The 19726-nt window shown below is 49.1% G+C and carries 19 protein-coding genes; 3 read left to right on the top strand and 16 right to left on the bottom strand.

Annotated features, from left to right (window positions below; all coding sequences use genetic code 11):
- Positions 1-3: 3 nt before the first annotated feature.
- Both KB186_RS26340 and KB186_RS26345 read right to left on the bottom strand, forming a co-directional pair.
- Positions 4-1194 (bottom strand): HEAT repeat domain-containing protein, encoded by a 1191-nt coding sequence (locus KB186_RS26340; protein WP_221867547.1) that lies wholly within the window; start codon positions 1192-1194, stop codon positions 4-6.
- A gap of 21 nt (positions 1195-1215) precedes the next feature.
- On the bottom strand, positions 1216-3438 hold the full coding sequence (locus tag KB186_RS26345; RefSeq protein WP_232774683.1) for a hypothetical protein: 2223 nt from the start codon (positions 3436-3438) through the stop codon (positions 1216-1218).
- Positions 3439-3877: 439 nt separating this feature from the next.
- Between KB186_RS26345 and KB186_RS26350 the strand changes: the two genes are divergently transcribed.
- Positions 3878-4792 (top strand): NAD(P)/FAD-dependent oxidoreductase, encoded by a 915-nt coding sequence (locus KB186_RS26350; RefSeq protein WP_232774685.1) that lies wholly within the window; start codon positions 3878-3880, stop codon positions 4790-4792.
- Between the two features lie 107 nt (positions 4793-4899).
- Here KB186_RS26350 and KB186_RS26355 read toward each other — a convergent pair whose 3' ends face one another.
- The 3 genes from KB186_RS26355 to KB186_RS26365 are packed head-to-tail and all read right to left on the bottom strand — an operon-like array spanning position 4900 to position 6693.
- The gene (locus KB186_RS26355; protein ID WP_173609140.1) at positions 4900-5454 is read right to left on the bottom strand and encodes a peroxiredoxin; all 555 of its coding nucleotides are present in this window, start codon (positions 5452-5454) and stop codon (positions 4900-4902) included.
- Positions 5455-5499: 45 nt separating this feature from the next.
- The gene (locus KB186_RS26360; RefSeq protein WP_173608899.1) at positions 5500-5748 is read right to left on the bottom strand and encodes a glutaredoxin family protein; all 249 of its coding nucleotides are present in this window, start codon (positions 5746-5748) and stop codon (positions 5500-5502) included.
- A gap of 21 nt (positions 5749-5769) precedes the next feature.
- Positions 5770-6693: an NAD(P)/FAD-dependent oxidoreductase gene (locus tag KB186_RS26365; protein WP_232774686.1), complete on the bottom strand. Its 924-nt coding sequence runs from the start codon at positions 6691-6693 to the stop codon at positions 5770-5772.
- Between the two features lie 331 nt (positions 6694-7024).
- On the opposite strand from KB186_RS26365, the gene nhaC reads away from it, so the two are divergent.
- Entirely contained in the window at positions 7025-8377 is a 1353-nt protein-coding gene (nhaC, locus tag KB186_RS26370) for a Na+/H+ antiporter NhaC (protein WP_221867545.1), read from the top strand.
- Here the strand turns inward: nhaC and KB186_RS26375 are convergent.
- The 9 genes from KB186_RS26375 to KB186_RS26415 form a co-directional block, all read right to left on the bottom strand.
- Entirely contained in the window at positions 8374-9588 is a 1215-nt protein-coding gene (locus KB186_RS26375; protein ID WP_173608902.1) for a sensor domain-containing diguanylate cyclase, read from the bottom strand. The genes nhaC and KB186_RS26375 overlap by 4 nt on opposite strands.
- A gap of 27 nt (positions 9589-9615) precedes the next feature.
- Positions 9616-9930 (bottom strand): DUF3870 domain-containing protein, encoded by a 315-nt coding sequence (locus tag KB186_RS26380; protein WP_173608903.1) that lies wholly within the window; start codon positions 9928-9930, stop codon positions 9616-9618.
- A gap of 12 nt (positions 9931-9942) precedes the next feature.
- Positions 9943-11355: an ATP-binding protein gene (locus KB186_RS26385; RefSeq protein WP_173608904.1), complete on the bottom strand. Its 1413-nt coding sequence runs from the start codon at positions 11353-11355 to the stop codon at positions 9943-9945.
- A gap of 127 nt (positions 11356-11482) precedes the next feature.
- Positions 11483-12463, bottom strand: a complete 981-nt coding sequence (locus KB186_RS26390; protein ID WP_232774687.1) for an N-acetylglucosamine kinase — start codon at positions 12461-12463, stop codon at positions 11483-11485.
- Positions 12450-13274, bottom strand: coding sequence for a carbohydrate ABC transporter permease (locus KB186_RS26395; protein WP_173608906.1), 825 nt, complete (start codon positions 13272-13274; stop codon positions 12450-12452). Before KB186_RS26395 ends, KB186_RS26390 begins: the two co-directional genes overlap by 14 nt.
- Before the next feature lie 33 nt (positions 13275-13307).
- Positions 13308-14252, bottom strand: coding sequence for a carbohydrate ABC transporter permease (locus tag KB186_RS26400; RefSeq protein ID WP_232774689.1), 945 nt, complete (start codon positions 14250-14252; stop codon positions 13308-13310).
- Between the two features lie 87 nt (positions 14253-14339).
- Positions 14340-15623 (bottom strand): ABC transporter substrate-binding protein, encoded by a 1284-nt coding sequence (locus KB186_RS26405; protein WP_232774691.1) that lies wholly within the window; start codon positions 15621-15623, stop codon positions 14340-14342.
- A 26-nt stretch (positions 15624-15649) separates the two neighbouring features.
- Positions 15650-16687: a serine hydrolase domain-containing protein gene (locus tag KB186_RS26410; protein ID WP_232774693.1), complete on the bottom strand. Its 1038-nt coding sequence runs from the start codon at positions 16685-16687 to the stop codon at positions 15650-15652.
- A gap of 17 nt (positions 16688-16704) precedes the next feature.
- Positions 16705-17562, bottom strand: a complete 858-nt coding sequence (locus KB186_RS26415; RefSeq protein ID WP_463674825.1) for a MurR/RpiR family transcriptional regulator — start codon at positions 17560-17562, stop codon at positions 16705-16707.
- A gap of 219 nt (positions 17563-17781) precedes the next feature.
- On the opposite strand from KB186_RS26415, the gene KB186_RS26420 reads away from it, so the two are divergent.
- Entirely contained in the window at positions 17782-19074 is a 1293-nt protein-coding gene (locus KB186_RS26420; RefSeq protein WP_232774694.1) for an amidohydrolase, read from the top strand.
- Positions 19075-19086: 12 nt separating this feature from the next.
- On the opposite strand, the gene KB186_RS26425 is transcribed toward KB186_RS26420, so the two are convergent.
- The gene (locus KB186_RS26425) at positions 19087-19545 is read right to left on the bottom strand and encodes a TspO/MBR family protein (RefSeq protein WP_232774695.1); all 459 of its coding nucleotides are present in this window, start codon (positions 19543-19545) and stop codon (positions 19087-19089) included.
- Positions 19526-19726: hypothetical protein (locus KB186_RS26430; RefSeq protein WP_232774696.1), on the bottom strand; the 201-nt coding region annotated here is incomplete at its 5' end. The genes KB186_RS26430 and KB186_RS26425, both read right to left, overlap by 20 nt.

The raw sequence follows: 19726 nt of genomic DNA on the forward strand, positions 1-19726 counted from the left end.
GCTCTATCTTTCCAATACCTGAACCGTGGAGATCGTTTTGCGGTACGACTTGCGGTACAGATGCAGCTTTTCGTTGTATTGCACGAGCTTCTCTGTCGTTGTTGCTGTCGCACGCTGTAGAACCAGCTTCTCTTTTTCCAGCTCCTCCTGGATCACTTGATGAGCCATCTCACTCTTATGACTGTTTCTCTCTTCCTGCAAAATTTCACACAGGGCAGCAAAGCCTTCGACCTCTAGCTGCGCCAGACTGCGCGCACTGTGATGGCGAACCCACCAGTTCGCATCACCCACCGCTTTTTTCAGTGAGGGGATGTACGAATGCAATTTCAGTGAGCCAATTGCTTTCGCTGCCATTGCCCGAATTTCCCAATCTTTGTGGTTCATAAAATCCGTGACTGTCTGCTCATTCATATAGCGGATATCCCGACTCATGAGCTTGACTGCCTTAATTCGGACTTCCTTGTCAGGCGATTGAATGAGCTGGTATAGCGCAGGCTCAATGCCAGGCTGGGCATGCACCGCGTAGCCAATCAGTCCGATTTTGACCAGTTCAGCATCGGATTCTTGTAAAAACTGTGCGAAAAGCGGTGCTGTATCCACCTGCGCATCACTGATGATGTCCACGATAAGCTGGTGGACATTTTTCTTCGCTCCGACAACCCGGGTCACCATTTCCCGCAAATCTTCTGTGTTGCGTGCACATTTGGCGACGGAGCGCGCAATGATAAAAACACTGGTGTCATTCGTGTTTTTTTGCAGCAGGGTGAGTAGTGCAGGTACGGCGAGCTTGGAGCGCATGATCCCCAAATTGTAGGCGGCATCCACCCTCGTCCATTTCCACCAGCCATTTAGTCTTTGCATGTCCAGCTCTACGAGTCCCATATCCTCGCAGAGCCAGATCAGCTTGTCCCGATGAATGCCTGTGACTCGCTCCATCAGCTCAAACAGCTTTTTCTGAATGATTTGCTTTTCTTTTTGGGTCACATCGCCATAAGGCACTTGCAAGCGCTCGTCTTCTTCCCCGTGTGCTTGCAGGTAAACGAAGTAGTCGCGATATTTTTCCAGACAACGCATGGTCTGTTTCTCCACCGAAATGTTGCGCAGCTTCAGTGCGAACAAGACAAGCAAGCCTAGTACTGTCAATCCACATAGCGCGTACAGAAAAACAATTGCCGTCGCCAATGGTGTTTGCACGTTTGCCACTCTCCTATCCAATCAAGGCTGAGTCCCGATCTTCACCGGAGCCTCAATCTCATGGAATGCTTTTTTTAGTATGGAATAGCTCTGTTTTTTGCGTTCGTGATAGCCGACTTGCTCCCAGCCTTGCCATGAATACATCGGGAGCTTCGTCAATGCATAAGCCTTTTGTCCGACGATTTGTTTGGTCGCTGTATCCACCAGGAGCGGCAGGATGCGAATGCCTTTCGTCTTCTTCGTCGTGAAGCTTTTGCCGTCATCTTCATAGCTCATGACGGACAAGGAGCTCGGGTCTGTAAATCCAAGCAGCATCCACGGTACTCTCAGCTCTACCACTTTGCCCTTCGCTTGCCAGGCGGTTCGTGAGTCGTACTGCGGGTCTGCGGCATCTGTCGTTCCCCGGATTAGCTTGCCGACCTCGACTTCCTCCAACGGATAGTACTTCTTGCTGTCTGGCGGCTCCATCTCCAGGCTAACAGCTAGCTTCCACGGCTTGAAAATCCCGGAATTGTCTTTTTTCTCCTCTTCCTTGATGGCAAGCATGCCGTAGCGTTTTCCGTATAAGCGTGCATGAAAGTCGTAATTGGCGGCGATTTGAATCTGGCTCTCGTCTGCTTTTCCCAACGCGATCAACGTCTCTAGCCCCTCATCCAGCGTCAGACCAGGAAGCTGAGCCGCATGCCTGTTCCCGCCAGGAAGCGTATCAATACCCATATAGAGCTGTTGTTTTGCCGGGTCAAAGTCTTCCTTCAATTGAGCAAGAAAATAGACGTACCCTTCATCATGTGTCATCCAGATTTCGTCGACGCCCGGGACTTGAACATCGAGGCGTTGCTTCTCTTCCGGCACGAGCTGATCCCAATCCGTGCGATTCCCATCGATGGTCAGCACGCCTTCTTTGTTCGGATACATTCCGAGGACTCCGAACAGAGACTCGTTGGTCAACACGTTGATCCACAGGGAGCGTCGATCTTCCGGCAACTCAAAGCGCATCGTGTTCCACGTTTTTTTGAACCACTCGTCCTGCCACACGAATACGATTGCTCCCGCATACCCTTCCTGATGGATTTCCTGCAAAAGCTCGGCGTCGATCTCTCCCTGCTGCTTTTCTGAATGACCACCCTGATTGCGCCCCAAATTGCCCAGATGGGCGACTCCCACCGATGCTGGGACCCCGAATTCTGTCACCATGATCGGCATGTTTTTGTGATACTGCTTCAGTTGTCGTAAATACGCTTTGTACGTATCGATTTGCCCTGCATCGTTCTTCAACTGTTGCAGGGTAGTGTCGTAACGGAAGAAATCCGGATAATACGGGTACACGTGATAGGAAGCGAAGTAGCCTGCCTCCCACTGCGCTGGCTCTATATGGGTAGGATCGACACTGACCAAATCTTCATGATGGACCGGCTCTCCCGGATGCGATAAGGGATCTGTAGTCACCCAATTGGTGAAGGTCATCGGATGCTGCCAACCGTATTTGCTCTCTTCCATTGCCACCGTATCTACCATTTCAGCAATCCATGTCTCAAAAGCGGTTGCACTCGGTGTCGCGTGGAAGTACTTCCCTTGATAGGGAGTAACTTTTTGATGCAGGCGGTTGGTGTTTCGTACCATCACGGGGTCCCACTCGGTCCCTGTGTGCCAGCCGATCAAGTATTTGCCCGCATTGGCACGGTATGTACCACTTGCCTTTCCCGGTTTTTCTGGCAGGGTGATACCCCCGTAGACAGCGCCGACTGCATCCTTGATTTCCTGTCGAAACTCCTCGCGAATCTCTGGCAAATAGGCGTCTTTCTTTTCAATCAACAGCTCCTCTGGACTCCAAATGCCCTGCATCAAATAGAGAGGGTCCCCTTCTTTTCGCCGATTGTAATCGACCAGCGCTTCATAAAAGACAGGAGAATGGATGGTATACACACGAATGACGTTCGCTCCCATCTCGTCGATCATTGCGAACCAGCGCATGTAATCCTCTCTTGTTATGGGAAGCTCACCCGGATAATGACCCGGTAGCGATGCCCCCAGATTGACGCCTTTCGCAAAAAAGGGCTGCCATTTCTGATTCTGATAGACTTCGAACAGCTCGCCATTTGCGCGAAATTTTAATTGAGCACCTGTATTCGTCTCCATGCTTTCGACACGATCTGCTGCCCAAAACCACCAGAAAGCACTTGCCCCCACCACGATCAGCATGGTCAGGCTCATCCAGCGCCATCTTCTCTTTTTTGTTGGCTCCATTTCTCGTCAACCTCCGATATGTTGCCACGTCACAGTCATTGTAAACATAGGGAGCAAATCGTTCCCATAGACAAAATTCACTATTGTGTCTTTTTCAGATTTGTCATGAAAATGTAATGTTGGGACAGATTCACCTCCATCGTCCTACGTTTTTTGGAGGGAAGTCCTGCAACCGGGACGGTCTTCTGGCCCACATTTTTTGTCAACTAGGTACATTTACTCCTTCCTTTTTTTTCCTTTTGACTCGTAAAAATGGTAGGTTGCTACTATTTGAAAGGCGCTGGATTTTTCCGATATAAAGGATTATTTACAAAAAGAACACAAAGTGTTTCTCGGCTTGATTCCTGGGAAGGTTCGTTTATAATAGATATTACAGGTCTATAATAGTTATTTTACTTTTATTACAGATATAAAGAATCTGCAAAGGTGGTATACAAACATGAATCAACTTATCGATGTAGGGATTATTGGCGGCGGACCAGCAGGTATGAGTGCCGCTCTCGCACTTGGCAGGGCAAGAAAAAGCGTCGTCGTTATCGATGAAGGCCGTCCACGCAATCGGGTTACACGTGAGTCACATGGCTTTCTTACGAGAGACGGCATCACTCCGGGCGAATTTCGTCGCATTGCAAGAGAGCAAATCAGCGCCTACCCCTCCGTCCGTTTCGTGGAGGATACAGCTGTAACGATAACGGGACAAGATGGAAATTTCCTCATTACGACTGCACAGGGAACGACTTATCAAAGCAAAAAGCTGCTGTTCGCAGTGGGAATGAAGGATCTTCCTCTACCTGTTAACGGATTGGCAGAAGTGTATGGAAAAAGCGCTTTTGTCTGCCCTTATTGCGATGGATGGGAATTACGCGACCAGCCACTCGTCTTGATCGCCAACGGGGAAAAGGCATTGCATTTGGCAAAAATGCTGTCTGGTTGGACCAAACAATACACCATCTGCACCAATGGACCAGATGGATTCACAGAAGAACAAAGGTTGGAGCTGTTGCAGCATCGCGTTCCTGTCTATGACTCCCCGATTGAGCGAATTGTATCTGTCGATGGGATGGTACAGCGCGTTGACCTTGCAGATGGCGATAGCATTTCGTGCAAGGGGATCTTTTTTGCTCCAAAACTCGCGGCTGGATCTGAGTTGCCGCAAGCATTAGGCTGCCAGGTAACGGAAGCAGGAACGGTCATCGTCGACAGCTTTGGGAAAACGAGCGTACCGGGTGTCTACAGTGCAGGCGATGCAGCTACTACACAATACCAAGTGATAACTGCTGCTGCTCTAGGTTCTGCCGCTGGAATAAGCATCAACAACGAACTGCTTTCAGAGGCATGGAATCATCAAAGTTAGCTCCATCCCTCCTCGTTCCTTCCATAAAAAAAGACAATCCCTCCGTCTGCAATAGATGGGTGGGATTGTCTTTCTTCTATATTATAATAGCAATGCTTTTTCTTTGATTACAGCGTCTTCTGACCTGGCTTCCAGTTCGCCGGGCACAGACCGCCAGCCTGCAGAGCTTGCAAAATACGAGTTGTTTCTGTCACGCTGCGGCCTACGTTCATGTCCGTAACTACTTGGTAGCGCAGAATGCCGTCTGGATCTATGATGAACAAGCCACGGTGAGCTGCACCGGTCTCTTCGTCCAGGACGCCATAAGCTCGTGCCGTCTCTTTTTTGAAGTCGCTCGCAAGCGGGAAGTTTACTTCACCGATGCCGTTTTCATCCCGAGGTGTTTTGATCCATGCCCGGTGCGTATGTACGCTATCCGTGGATACCCCCAGCACTTCGCAATCCAAATCTTCGAACTCTTCCATGTTGTCACTAAACGAAGTAACCTCTGTCGGGCAAACGAATGTGAAGTCGAACGGCCAGAAGAATAAAATCAGCCATTTTCCTTTGTAATCAGCCAGCGACACACGTTCTTCCAGTGTCTCAAGGTTTTTGGTCGTGAGCATGTTAAAGTCAGGTGCTGGTTTTCCTACTTGAAGTTGTACAGTTTGCTGGGTTGTCATTGTTGTCATGATAAATCTCTCCTTTTATATGTTATCTAATGAAAATTACTTCGCAGCTTCTTCCAATGCTGCCAGTGCTTTTTTGATACGTGTCGGGTTGAAGCCCAAAATTTGCTTTTCACCAATGACTGTCAAGGGAACAGACATCACGCCTAAACGGCTCAGCTCCTGACCGTACTCTTCCTTTTCATCGATGTTGCGTTCTTCAAAAGAAATGTTTTGTTCTGTCAAATACTTCTTTAATTCCTTGCAGAAGTTGCAATTTGTGCTGGAGTATACGATTGCTTGTGCCATGTTTGTTTCTCTCCTGTTCTTCTATTTGTATTGGGGGACAACTTTTGAACGCTTGTTGATGTATTTGTCTACAGCCATAGCCGCAATGGCACCGTCTGCCGCAGCGACTACTGCTTGCTTCACAGGTGTTTTGCGCACCTCTCCCGCTCCAAATACGCCTGGAACAGAAGACTGCATGAACTCATCTAGAATCATAAAGCCTTCCTCATCGAGGGGAACCTGTCCATCCAAGAAATCGGTACCCGGCTTGCTGCCAGACAGGAAGACGAAGACCCCGTCTACGGATAGCATTTCTTCCGTCCCTTCTGCCGTGCGAATGCGCAACCCTTCGACCGCTTTTTCTCCCACTATTTCCAATGGGCGCGTACGGAAACGCATTTCCGTATTCGGCAGTTCGGGTAGTCCATCTACCCCTTGGAGATCAGCGCGCGGCACCAAGAAGGTGATCTTGTCCGTAAATTTGGTCAGTGCATGTGCTTCTTCCAATGCTTCCTCCGTATCACCGATTACCGCCACATGCTTGCCTTCATAAAAAGCTCCGTCGCATGTCGCACATGTGCTCACGCCTCGTCCGAGCAATTGCTCTTCTCCTGGAAGCATACGGTTACGCCCTTTGGAACCAGTCGCTACGATCACGGCCTTCGCTTGGAAAGTACCATGAGCCGTGAAGATGCTTTTATCCTCATCCTCTACGTCTACCGCAGAAATCGTAGTCTGGATGAATTCTGCACCGAAGCCCTCCGCTTGTCTGCGCATTTTATCCAACAGTTCTTTCCCAGTCATCTCGCCTTCAACCCCTGGGTAGTTGGCAATTTTATGTGTCAGGGCAAGCGCCCCTGTTCCGGGTGCCTTATCGATGACGAGCGTCTTTAGATTTCCACGAGCTGTATAAATGGCAGCGGAAGCACCAGCTGGTCCTCCCCCGATGATGATGACATCATACATGAACGGCTCCCCCTTTCCTTATTATCAAATTGTAATTATTATCAACTAGGAACAATTATCATTCTACTTGATAAAATTTTAAAGTCAATATCTTTTTATAATAATTTTAAATTAGTTCTTATTATAAAAAGCGCACAAAAAGTCCGCCCACTGCCTTGAATTATTTTACGATTCCGAATTCACCCGATTTCGTTGACGAAACAAGTAATTCAGGATAAAGTACCACTAACACTTGAACGCACAAAAGCAAAAAAGCAAGAAAGCACAAAAGTGCGAAAGTAAAATGTGCCTTCTCACTGCTTTCAGGCTGATTTAACAAGGAGTTGCCATTATGAACAAGCCATTATCTTTTTCACAAAGTATTTGGGTGCTTGTCACCGTATTCGGAATCTTGTTTCCTGCCCTTTTCTGGGGAAAAGTTGAGCCGCATATGCCGCTCTTCCTCGCAACCATAGGAGCTGCCACTCTTCTCTTCCTGTTCGGCGTTCCGTGGAAGCAAATGGAGGAGGGCTTGATCAAAGGAATTCAAACCGCGATCGCCCCCATGCTGATTCTTTCCTTGATCGGCATTTTGATCGGGGTGTGGATGATGAGTGGTACCGTTCCGATGATTCTGCACCTCGGCATTTCGCTCATCTCACCGGAGTACTTCACACTCTCCGCCCTGTTTCTGACGGTGATCGTCTCGACTGTTACAGGAAGCTCTTTTACCACGGTTAGTACGGTAGGGGTCGCTATGATGGGGGTCTCCACTGCACTCGGACTTGATCCGTTGATTACAGCTGGAGCTATTATTTGTGGAGCTTGCTTCGGGGATAAAATGTCGCCGCTCTCCGACACGACCAACTTTGCAGCAGCCATTGCGGGCGTCTCCTTGTCGGAGCACGTCAAGTTCATGTCACGCACTGCCGTTCCTGCCCTTGTCATTACCGCGATTTTCTTCGGAATTCAAGGACAAAGCGCCAGCGTGAATCTTGACGCCATTCAAGAAATCCAGCTTGCTTTGGAACAAAACTTCTCGCTTAGCCTCTTATCGCTGCTGCCTGCATTCGTCGTCCTGTTATGCTCAGCGCTGCGAAAACCTATTTTGCCTACATTGGTATTCGGGATTTTGAGCGGGATTGTCACAGCTGCTCTTTCCGAAGGAGTTACCTCTCCGGTCGAATGGATGACCGTCATGCAAAAAGGCTTCACCAGCAATATCGCCAATGAAGCCGTTGCATCGATTGTAGACCGCGGTGGACTGTTGTCGATGACCTGGTCCCTCGCCTTGATTTTGATTGCCTTGTCTTTAGGCGGCATCCTGCAATACAGCGGTGTGTTTCATGCACTCTTTTCCGGATTCATCAATCGAATCAAACGGGACGCTGAAATGGTCGGACTAGCCGGCTCTTCTTCTATTCTCGTGAATCTGCTGACAGGAGAACAATATTTGTCCATCCTGCTCCCTGGGCAGATGTTTCGTGAAGCATTCACAGCTCGCAGAATGGCGGGCAGACGACTGTCTCGTACTCTCGAAGACTGCGGGACACTCGTCAACCCACTCATTCCATGGGGGGTAAGTGGTGCATTCTTTACCGCTACCTTGCATGTATCTACAGTGGAATACTTGCCTTACGTCATCTACCTGTGGATCTCGCCAGTTTTGACGTTTCTTTTCGCCATGCGTCGGCAGAAAGCTTAGCCGGCTGCATACACGGTCGTACAGTTTTTCCCTTTGCGCTTGGAGCGGTACAGTGCCTCATCTGCTGCCCGCTTCAAGCCATCTGCCGTGTTTGCGTCTTGAGGGTAGCGCGCGATGCCAACACTGACCGCTATCAAGATGCAGCAATCGTCCTGTGTTAACGGGCGCAAGCGCAAATATTCCCGAATGGCATGCGCTTTTTCCTCCGCCATCTCCATCGACGATCCGGGGCAGAGCAGCATGAACTCGTCTCCCGCATAACGATACGCAGTATCCTCTGGTCCCGCCACTTCTTTCATCGCTTCGGCAATTTGTTTAATCAGTGCGTCCCCTGCATGATGACCATAATGGTCGTTTACCGTTTTTAAGCTGTCTGAATCCAGCATGATCAAAGAGACAGACGCATCCTCTTCACCCAGCAGCTTTTCCAAATCACGATGGAAAGCACGATAGTTCGCAATCCCTGTCAGCTCATCCTGAAACGACATCTGGTACATTCGCTCATATAAACGCGCCGTTTCGATAGCACTTGCTACCTGAAAACCAATGATTTTCAGTAGTTCCTCGTGCTCTTTTTTATAAGCAAACTCGCGATAAGACTGGGCAGAAATAACGCCTTTGATCTGATTCCCCAGCATGAGTGGAACGAAAATGCATGTATTCGTATCAATTTCCGGGCTTCCCCAGCGGATCATTTCTGGTTCGCTTGGCTCGTTCTTCATCGTCTTGATGTGGATGGTTTCCCTTGTATCAATCACTTTGGACACCATCGCTTGCCCATAGGGAATGGTGAGCGGACCATAATTGACCCCGTTATCGATGCTGATCGGAATTTTGATCTCACTGTCGCCTTCATCATAAAAGGCGATAAAGAAAGCATCTGCACGCATTACGCGCGAGACCAGCTCGAATGCTTTCCACAAAATTTTGCTTTCCTCAAACGTTTTCGCAAAAATGTGGCTGAGATCGTGCAAAATCTTCATATGCTCGGAGATCCACATCATTTCGGTTACCTTATTGCGCAACTCCACAATTTGCTTTAGCAGTTCCGCATGCAAGGCACTGTCCTGTTCCGACAGCATGCTGTCTACCTCACGGGATAACGCTTCAACCTCGCCAAGCTCGACTTCTTCTATGTTGCCGAGCCATTGGCTATAACGCTCCAGCAACTGTCTTGCATACGCTTCTCTAACGTCATGCTTCTCATGCATATTCAACCCTCCGGCTATTGGGTAGCTTTACACTTTTTTTTCATGATATCGCTCAATAGCTGCACGGATGGCTTGCAAGACAGCTCCCTGACCAGGTGCTAAAAAGCGTTCTTGGATAGCCTTCGTGATCTCCTGCATGCCATCTGCAACTGTCTTGCCCACAAGCAAGCTCACCAAAAACTCGCTCGTCTTGTCCATGACAAAGGTAAAGCTGGCGTCGCAAATCACTTCGGCGTCTACATCAATGATGAGTACACAGCCCACCATGGTAGAAACCTCGTACAAGGTAGTTCCCTTGGGGATTTGGGCGAAGCCTGCTGTCAGTACCGTATTTTTATTCATCCAGTCGTCCTCCTAGCTGCTGATCGGCAAGCATACCTCGACTGCTGTTCCGTTACCTGGGGTGCTTATCAACCGCAAAGTTCCCCGATGGTTCTCGATGATTTTGCGGCTCACCATCAATCCCAGGCCCGTCCCCGTTTCCTTCGTCGTGAAAAAGGCCTCTCCCAATCTCGCTATCTGATGGGCGGGGATTCCCACTCCATTGTCTTCAAACCGAATGACGACTCGGTCATCTTCACACCGCAGTCGAATCACAATTTCTCCATTGCCTGAGGTCGCTTCGATCCCATTTTTCAAAAAGTTAATGAAGGCTTGCTTCAACTGATTCTCGTCGCAATGGATCAAGGGGACTTCCGATTCGAAAACGACCTGAATCATGACCTTTTTCAAAATCGCCTCCGTCTCCAAGAGCGTAACCACATGCGTGATCAGGTTGGACAGATCGCGAGCTTCAAACACAGCCGTATGCGGCTTCGCCAAGACCAACAGCTCTGAGACAATCATCTCGATTCGCGCCAATTCCGAGCTCATGATCGAAAAATACTCTGGCTTTCTCATGCCATCCTTTTGCATTAATTGCACAAAGCCTTTTAACGAGGTAAGCGGATTGCGTATCTCATGCGCGATCCCTGCCGCCAATTGCCCGACCAGAGCGAGTTTTTCCGAGTTTTGCAAAAATTCTTGCGCCCGTTTGCGTTCCGTAATATCTCGGATCAGTATATACATAGAGAGCTTATCCTGGATCGTCATAGATGTTCCACATACTTCTACGTCCGTCCGACTGCCATCCAAGCGGATCAGCTCGACCTCTATTGGCGAGGCCGTTTCCTCTTCTTCCAAAGTGCGGATCAGACCCTTGATCTTCGGTACATCACGGGGATGGAAAAAAGACTGAAATGGATACCATAACAGCTCGTCCAAGCCGGAAGCCCCAACCAGCTTCATCCCTGCTTGGTTGACATATTGAAGCTCCCCAGCACGGAAAATGAACGCACCTTCACCGGAAATATCCAATACTCTGCACTGTTTGGAACCATAGCTGTCCCCAAATGGGGCCGGAAGCTTCTGCACCATCGCATAATACCCAATTGATGTGCCTTCCTCCCAAAATGTTCCATATGTAATATGCACGGGAATGCTTGTCCCATCCTTATGACGAAAAGCGGTGAAAAAAGGTCTCGGATCACCATTCATCGCAAATTGTGTTTGAAGGCGTACCATTTCTTGTTCTTCCGAAACAGCCAGCTTCCAAAATGAGGACCCTTCCCATTCTTCTACGGAGTAGCCATTCAACACCTGACAGGCAGGATTGCCTTTAAAAACTCTACCAAATTGATCGAGCAGAAAAGTGGCCTGAATCATTTGATCAAAGAAGGAACGATAGAGATGACCACTTCTCCAACCACTGTCCAATAAATTTTTCATCGTGCCCCTCCCTCCTGGGACGAGAAAACGGCTACTCCAAATTACGGAAATAGCCTACATCGTTCTCAAATCCTATTCTCACCCAATTTTACCCTATTCGCTCTGTTGTTTCCATCCCCCGGAAAATTTAATTATGCGATTTTTCCAGTACCTCTGCACTGACACGCAGTTGTTCTGCCATTTTTTCATCTACAACTAAGCCCAGCTTTGTGATAGCCGCTACCAGCGCTCCAACGACAGGTGATACCGTGGGAATGACCGTTTGAAACGAAGCTCTCCCAATCAGTTGTTTACGAAGGATTGTACTGGCCGTTAACAATCCTCCCGCCAAAACAACTGGTACAGGCTCCTGGATCTTTTTTAAGCAAGCATCGGCCAATTCTAGCAAATCCTCTACTGCTTGCATGATCAAAGCATTCGCCACCGGATCGCCCATAGTTGCGGCTTTTTCCACGAGCTGACTCGTTTTTGCCAGCTCCATTCGCGGATTGCTTCCCCCGTAGATCAGGCTGATCAGCTCATCAGGACGCCTAACGCCATAGTGGTCCATAAACAGTCGCGTCAGTACTGTCGATTCACCGCGCCCATCGTATTCGCGCAATACGGCGCTTGCCGCTTTTTTGCCCAAATCAAATCCGCTGCCCTCATCCCCTACCAGATAGCCCCATCCACCTACACGATGCCTAGCCCCCTCTTTTGAAAAGGCACAGGCAATCGAGCCTGTACCGGCAAGGAGTACGACGCCTGGCTGCCCCCACGTCCCCGCGTAAAGAGCTGCGATGACATCACTATCAATCAATAGCCGTTCTCCCCACTCATTGGCAAAGGCATGCTGAATTCTTTCCTTGATCTGCGGACGATCTGCACCGCCAAGCCCAATAAACAGACCGGCTACGTCCTCTTCTTTCGCACCTGCCTTTATCCTTACAGTATCAATGAGTTGGCGTAGCGTAGCTTCCACATCCGCCCAGCTTCTGGAGAGCGGGTTTGATGATTCCCCCATCACAATTGCCTGTACCTGTCCCGCCTCATTGCAGATGGCTGCTCTGGTTTTGCTTCCACCCCCATCAATCCCGACAAACCACTTTTCTCCATTACTTGACTGCACCTGCCGTCAACCCCTCCATAAACTGCCTCGATGCCATCAAAAATACGACGATCATCGGTAACGCAGACAACGTGAGCCCAGCAAACAGCAGGCTCCAATCCGTTTCATATTCTCCAAACAGCACCATCATGCCTACCGGAATCGTCTTGAGCGCTTCTTCTTGAATGAAAATCAACGGGAAGAAAAAGTCGTTCCACGCATGGATGAAATTAATAATGACCACCGTAGCCAAAGCTGGACGAATCAGCGGCAGGAGTACGCGCCAAAACACCTGAAAATGGCTGCATCCATCGATCCGCGCCGCTTCCTCCAGCTCAATCGGCAACGTCCGAAAGAAGCCCGTCAAAATAAAAACAGAGATCGGAATGCCACTCGCCGTATAGATCAGAATCAGCGACCAAAGAGAATTCAAGAGGCCGAGATTCTTCATCAGCAAAAACAAGGGAACGATCCCCAGCTTAATCGGAATCATCAGGCCAATAATGAAAAAGAAATACAGCCCCGCTGTCCATGTAAAGGAAAAACGCGACAAGTAAAAGGCTGCCATCGCTGAAAACACCGTAATGAGCAAGACAGACAGAGCACTGACAAATACACTGTTCCATAAAAAGTCGGCAAACGGCACGGCTTCCCACAGCTTTTTGTACGTATCCAGACTAAACGTCTTCGGAAGGGAGAGTGGACTCGCGAATATCTCCCTATTCGTTTTCAAGGAAGAAGAAATCATCAGTACGATCGGATATAGCGCGATTAATGCAAATATATACGCCAGCACATAAGAAACAGCTCTCCCACCCACAGTCATTTTCACATCTCATCCTCCTTTCCACTCAGGAACACGCAATTAGTGTTGGACTTCTCGTTTCCTCATCAAATAGAGTGATAGCGCCGACACAGATCCGACGATGAAAAACAACACGACAGCCAATGCCGAACCGAGTCCGAGTGTGACATCTCCAGATCCGCTGCTAAACGCCATGCGATAAAAGTATACCGCCAGCGTATCCGTGGAATAAAACGGCTCACCCATCGAGCCTTGCATGGCGTAGACGAGCTCGAACGCTTCAAACGCTTGAATGAACGTAAATATCGTCATAATCGTGATCGCTGGCATGCACAGCGGCAAAATCATTTTCCACAGCATCCGCAAGCCTGTTGCCCCATCCAATCTCGCCGCTTCGATCAAATCCTCCGGGATCGATTGCAGTCCCGCCAAAAAGATCAGCATGGCAAAGCCTATGCCAAACCAGCAGTTAATCAAAATGATCGCGAGAAGCGCTGTATCCGGGTCCCCGAGCCATGGTCTGGCCCACACTCCAAGACCAATTTTCTCCAATATGGTATTAAGGGCACCGTAATTCGGATTTAAAACCAATTTCCATAAAAACCCAATCACAATAACAGACAACAGCCTTGGCATGAAATAAGCGATCTTGAGAAACCCGGACCCTCGTATTTTGCGATAGATGAGAAAAGCCAGACCGAAGGCAATACCATTTTGCACAATCATTTCGACCACAAAGTAGAAGACGTTATGCCGAAAAGCGTTCCAAAACATTTCGTTGAAAGGCTCTACTGTAAATAGCGTAATGAAATTTTGCAGTCCGACAAAAACCCCGCGCTTGATGCCATTCCAGTCGTACAGGCTGTATAAGAAGGCCGAAAAGATCGGGTACACGACAAACACCGTATAAATAACAAGCGCGGGCAGCGGAAACAAGTGAATCAGCCAGCGAACTTGCCCCTTTGTTCGAATGCTTTTCCGGTTTACCGTCTCGATGATACCCACCCCTTTTTTCTGAAAATCATCGCGGTCTGTTCAGAAGCCGGGAGTGAACCCAACTCAGGTCCACTCCCCTTTTTCGTCTGCTATGTTCTACTTTTTAAAGGGAGGGAACCAGGTAGCAGCCGACTTTTGTACTTCTTCTGCGACCTGCTCAGGGGTGAGCTTGCCTAAATACATGCCTTGGAGAGCGTTTTCCAATGTTTGCTTCGTGGTCGGTTTTCCTTCCGCGAAGTTGACGACCATCAAATAGGGTGTGGCGCTTGATTGGGACAGCTCTGCCATCTTGTTTACCAACGGATCGTCTGTCGATACTCCTGGCACCGCGCTGATTCGTTTGAACTGATTGGCGAATAGCTCCCCGAACTTTTTCGTCGCCATGAATTCCATGAACTTCAATGCCTCGGCTTTGTGTTTGGACTTGGCATTGATGGCATAGGAACCATCGACCCAGGTTGTCAGGACTTGTTTTCCGTCATTCGTTGGCATCGGGAAAAAATCAAGTGGCAAATCGGGGTTGAGCTTTTTGATACCTTCCAATTCAAAGCTGCCATTGATGAACATCGCTGCTTTTTCCGTGGCGAACAACGTCCGCATATCATTCAATTCGAGACCCACATAATTTTCCGGGAAATAAGGGATAAGTTCTTGCATACGCTGCACGGATTGGAGGAACTCGGCGCTTTTTAAGTCACTTTTTCCTTTTAGCAGCTTGTCGAGATAGTCCGTTCCGCTATAGCTAGCTGGAGCAATCACACCATGACTGAGAGAGAGGAGCCAGCCTTCCTTTGCTCCGAAAGAGATCGGAACGATTCCCTTTTCTTTCAATGTTTTGGCTGTCGCGATCAGTTCATCCCAGCTTTTCGGTGGCTGGAGTCCATTTTGTTCGAAGATTTTCTTGTTGTAGTAAAATTGGGTCGAGTTCAGGGATAGTGGGACACCGTAGACTTTACCATCTTTACCTGTGGCCGCTGCGAGGACGTCTTTTGGGATGGTAGATATGCCTGGCACATTGTCAAGAGGCTCCAGATGTCCGGCTTCAGCCAGCGCAATCCCTGGAGCGTAGGGACGTAGCTGCAAAATATCTGGACCACTGTCGCTTTGCAGCGCCGTGTTGAGGATGGTATTGTACTCCGTTGCTTTGAATGGTTTGAAGTCGATTTTGATATTCGGATTGTCTGCCTCAAAAACTTTGATAATTGCTTTGTAGCCCTCCGTGTCTTCTACTCGCCAACTATGCATGGAGAGTGTTACCTGTTGTCCTCCACCCTGACCGCCGCCAGACTCTGTTTGGGTTCCCCCACTGCTACATCCTGTCACCACCATAACCGCAGCCAACACGATAGAAGCTACATAGCGAAAACGAATTTGCTTCATGCGAAAACCCTCCCCTTTTTCTTCCCTTAGGTCTGCAAAAGCTGAGCCGTAACAGCATCGTGCAAAATCGGTCGTAATTGCCGAAGCTGATGATTGCGGCCTAGATGAACGGCGTTAGTGAGAAAGATGACTGCAAACTGTTGCTCTGGGTCGATCCACATACTGGTACCCGTAAAGCCCGTATGTCCGAAGCCCTTACGATGAAAGCCGCTTCCACAGCTCAACGTAGTGGATGCTTGATTAAGCTCCCAGCCATACCCTCTACTCCCCCCTGCTTGCTCTGTATGATTGCGTATCGCCAGTTCGTACCATGCACTCGCAAGTATTCGAGGATCTTGATACAACCAGCTCATCGCGTATCGGCAAAGATCGTCAGCCGTTGAGAAAAGTCCAGCATGTCCGGCAACCCCTCCCATCGCAAATGCTTTCTCATCATGAACCTCGCCTGTAATGTAGGCATTGGTGAGGCTACAGCATTCAGTAGACGCAATATTCCGATAAATTTTTCGATCGGGACAGAAAACGGTATGCGCCATCCCCAATGGGGTGAAGATACGCCGAGTGACAAACTGATCCAAGTGCTCTTCTGTTACTTGCTCGATAACGAGGCCTAGCCAAATCATGCCCAAATCACTGTAAATTACCTGGGTCCCTGGCTCGCAAATCAATTTTTGCGCGTACAGCAACTCGGGCAAATCGATCTCGCTGTCTCGCCTTCTCTCTGTCAAATCTGCCGGCATTCCTGAGGTATGCGTAAGCAACTGTTCGAGTGTGATCCGCTGTTTATCGGCGGGACAATCGGGAAAAAACCGACCAATCTGATCATCTAGCGCTACCATTCCCTCCTGCACAAGCAGGAGGATAGCAGGCAGCGTCGCTGTCACTTTGGTGAGTGACGCCAGGTCAAACATGGTATCCGGCGTCACTGGCTGGTCTTTGGCGATATTCGTCGTTCCGACATCACACGCATACCAGATACGGCGATCACGCACGATTCGCAAGGCAGCTCCCGGGAGCAAACCGTTGTCCACCCATCCTTGCAAAAGCAGCTCCAGATCGTCCATGTCTTCCCTCCCTTCTCCTACGTCGATGAGCGTTTCGTCCGACTCACAGCAAGCCTTGATTTTTCCAACAGGGGAATGACTTGCTCTTGCATCCTGCTAATCATGGTAATAAACAAAATATCGATGACATTCAATTGGGCAATGCGTGAGGCCATGGCTCCGCTGCGAATGCTTTTTTCTACTGAACTGGTGAACAGCCGGATGTTGGCTAATTCGGCTACTGGCGAAGGGCCTAATTTGGTCAGGGTAATGATGGTCGCTCCCTGCTGCTTGGCCTCCGTCAACGATTGAATAATGTCTTCGGTCTGTCCTGAATAAGATATGCCGATAACTACGTCTTTTTCCGTTAAAGTGACTGCCGACGTCAATTGAGCGTGAAAATCCGAATAAGCCTCGCACCACAAGTTAATCCGCGAAAATTTTTGCCGGATATCGTCAGCAATGACTGCCGATGCACCGACGCCGTAGACATCGATCTTCCTGGCTACCGACAGCACGTCGACTGCTTTCTTTACTTCTTCGTTAGACAAGACGGAGAGCGTATCCTGGATGGATTGAATATTGTTCCAGCTGACCGCTTGCATAATCGATTCAACTGAACCTTCCATCATAATCTCCTGATAGCTGCCTATCGCCGTCTGTTTCGTCAAATCTCCCGCGACGCGCAGCTTTAGCTCCTGATATCCCTTCATATTAAGAGAGCGAGCCAAACGGATAATCGTCGCCTCGGATACCCCACTATATTCCGCCAATTTTTGGACAGATAGCTTCACGACATCTTCCGGGTGAGCAAGGATATAATCAGCGACTTTTCGCTCCGAAGGCTTCAATTGATCCAAGATTGCTTGCAGGCTGACAAGCCCTCCATTTAACATATGTGACATCTCTTTCTTCCCCCAAATCTTATCTACATTTTATGTAGCGTTATTTCTCTCGTCAATTGTTATCTAATAAACAATATTTCAAATTTGCAAAGCTCAGCACAACTCGTCTGAATTTGTTCTCCCTTTTTCAAAAAATTCCCTCCTTGACTTTCTCGCGGCGTCAAGCTTTACGCTTGCATCGCAACTAGGAATAAAAAGGAGGATTTTCCCATGGAAACGTTACTGATTAAAGACTGCATGATATGGACGATGGTTGAAGGAGAGAAGCCATTTCTCGGGGATATTTGGATCGTGGATGGTCGAATCGCCAAAATCGGACCATCCCTTGAAGAGGAGGCAGACCGTGTCATACTGGCTAAAAATAGGCTAGCGATGCCTGGTCTCATCAATGCTCACAACCATGCCAGCATGTCCTTGCTGCGTGCTTTTTCCGATGATCTCAAGCTGATGGATTGGTTGGACAAAAAGATGCTCCCGGCTGAAGCCCGGATGACAAGAGAAGATGTCTACTGGGGAACAACACTGGGAATCGCGGAAATGATCGCTTCTGGCACGACCGCCTTTGCCGATATGTACGTGCATATGGATGCTGTTGCCCAAGCGGTACTTGATTCCGGGATACGTGCTTCCCTGACTCGCGGCATGGTCTTTATCGAGGATGACGGAGGACGACGAATGGCCGAAGCCTTGGACCTCATCGACAACTGGACGGGAATTGGCGATGGCAGAATCACGACGATGCTCGGTCCGCACGCTCCTTATACGTGCCCGCCAAAGCCCTTGCAAGGAGTCATCGAGCTTGCCCGCAAGCGCCAAATCCCACTCCACATCCATCTGGCCGAAACAATTGAGGAAGGAGAGAAAATCCGGGCCAAGTACAATCAGACTCCCACGGAGTACTTGCACGAACTGGGCATGTTCGACGATACGCACGTCTTGCTCGCGCATGCTGTTCATCTGAATGAATCCGATGTCGCGCTTCTACGCGGGATGAGAGGCGGTGTCGCACACAATCCTGTCAGCAATTTGAAGCTCGGCTGCGGCATCGCCCCTGTCAGGGAGCTAATCGAGGCTGGGGTCACTGTCGGGATGGGAACAGACGGTGCCGGCAGCGCTACGACTCTCGATATGTTTGCCGAGATCAAAGCCGCGACTTGGATGCAAAAGCTCAAGCACGGTGATCCAACGGTACTGCCTGCTGAAACGGCCTTGCGCATGGCTACCATCGAAAGTGCAAAGCTGCTTGCAATCGATCACGAGGTCGGAACACTGGAAGCCGGAAAGCGAGCCGATCTCATCCTGATCGATCTGGATAAACCGCACCTCCAGCCTGTCCATGACATCCCTGCCCTGCTTGCCTACAGCGCGACGGGAGCCGATGTGGATACAACCATTGTGAACGGAAAAATTTTAATGCATCAGCGCCAATTCCAAACCCTCCATTGGGAGGAAATAAAAAGAGAAGCGACAGCACGAGCCAGCCGACTCGTCGAGGGACTGTAATTGCTATTGTACTCACAGGTTGCGTAGGCAGAAGCCAATCGTGAGACACATCGCAAACACGCTCCACATGAAATAGGGAATGAGCAGCGAGGATGCGATTTTGTGGTGGGGACGAATGGCGCGAATGAGTACCCATGTGGAATACATCACCAGAATGGTATCCAGCGCAGCCAACACGAGCAGTTGATAACCGATAAACAACACGAAAAAAAGTTGATGAAAAAACCAATTGATTCCATAGAGGAGCAAAAGCTCACGGTCTATCTGCTTTGTTCCAATCAAGATCAACAACGACCATGCTATGAGTGCATATAAAATGAGCCAGATGATGCGAAACAAGTAGATTGGCGGTGTTCCATCAGGCTTTGCAAGGGAATCATACCAGGCTCCACCGTCTGGAAAAGCAAGACCACCCAGTGAATAGAGGGCCACTCCCGCAAGAAATAGAAGACTATTGTTCACCAATCTCATCCAGGAAGTCACCCTTTCTTCTTTCTCTTCTTTCCTCTTCTATATCTATGAGCGGTCCTTCTCTTTTCATGCTAGTTTCAGAGATTTCTTTTTGGGTAAAAAATCTTGGTTCGTGCTGTAGTGGTGGGGAGGAAACAGGAGAAAACGCTCCAGCTTCTAGGGCCACCCGCTGGGGGATTGA

The organism is Brevibacillus sp. AF8 (assembly GCF_021270385.1).
GTDB lineage: Bacteria > Bacillota > Bacilli > Brevibacillales > Brevibacillaceae > Brevibacillus.

Coding starts and splice junctions, on each gene's coding strand:
- KB186_RS26345 (WP_232774683.1), bottom strand. CDS start 3,438: ATGGAGCCAACAAAAAAGAGAAGATGGCGCTGGATGAGCCTGACCATG.
- KB186_RS26350 (WP_232774685.1), top strand. CDS start 3,878: ATGAATCAACTTATCGATGTAGGGATTATTGGCGGCGGACCAGCAGGT.
- KB186_RS26355 (WP_173609140.1), bottom strand. CDS start 5,454: ATGACAACCCAGCAAACTGTACAACTTCAAGTAGGAAAACCAGCACCT.
- KB186_RS26360 (WP_173608899.1), bottom strand. CDS start 5,748: ATGGCACAAGCAATCGTATACTCCAGCACAAATTGCAACTTCTGCAAG.
- KB186_RS26365 (WP_232774686.1), bottom strand. CDS start 6,693: ATGTATGATGTCATCATCATCGGGGGAGGACCAGCTGGTGCTTCCGCT.
- nhaC (WP_221867545.1), top strand. CDS start 7,025: ATGAACAAGCCATTATCTTTTTCACAAAGTATTTGGGTGCTTGTCACC.
- KB186_RS26375 (WP_173608902.1), bottom strand. CDS start 9,588: ATGCATGAGAAGCATGACGTTAGAGAAGCGTATGCAAGACAGTTGCTG.
- KB186_RS26380 (WP_173608903.1), bottom strand. CDS start 9,930: ATGAATAAAAATACGGTACTGACAGCAGGCTTCGCCCAAATCCCCAAG.
- KB186_RS26385 (WP_173608904.1), bottom strand. CDS start 11,355: ATGAAAAATTTATTGGACAGTGGTTGGAGAAGTGGTCATCTCTATCGT.
- KB186_RS26405 (WP_232774691.1), bottom strand. CDS start 15,623: ATGAAGCAAATTCGTTTTCGCTATGTAGCTTCTATCGTGTTGGCTGCG.
- KB186_RS26410 (WP_232774693.1), bottom strand. CDS start 16,687: ATGGACGATCTGGAGCTGCTTTTGCAAGGATGGGTGGACAACGGTTTG.
- KB186_RS26415 (WP_463674825.1), bottom strand. CDS start 17,562: ATGTTAAATGGAGGGCTTGTCAGCCTGCAAGCAATCTTGGATCAATTG.
- KB186_RS26420 (WP_232774694.1), top strand. CDS start 17,782: ATGGAAACGTTACTGATTAAAGACTGCATGATATGGACGATGGTTGAA.
- KB186_RS26425 (WP_232774695.1), bottom strand. CDS start 19,545: ATGAGATTGGTGAACAATAGTCTTCTATTTCTTGCGGGAGTGGCCCTC.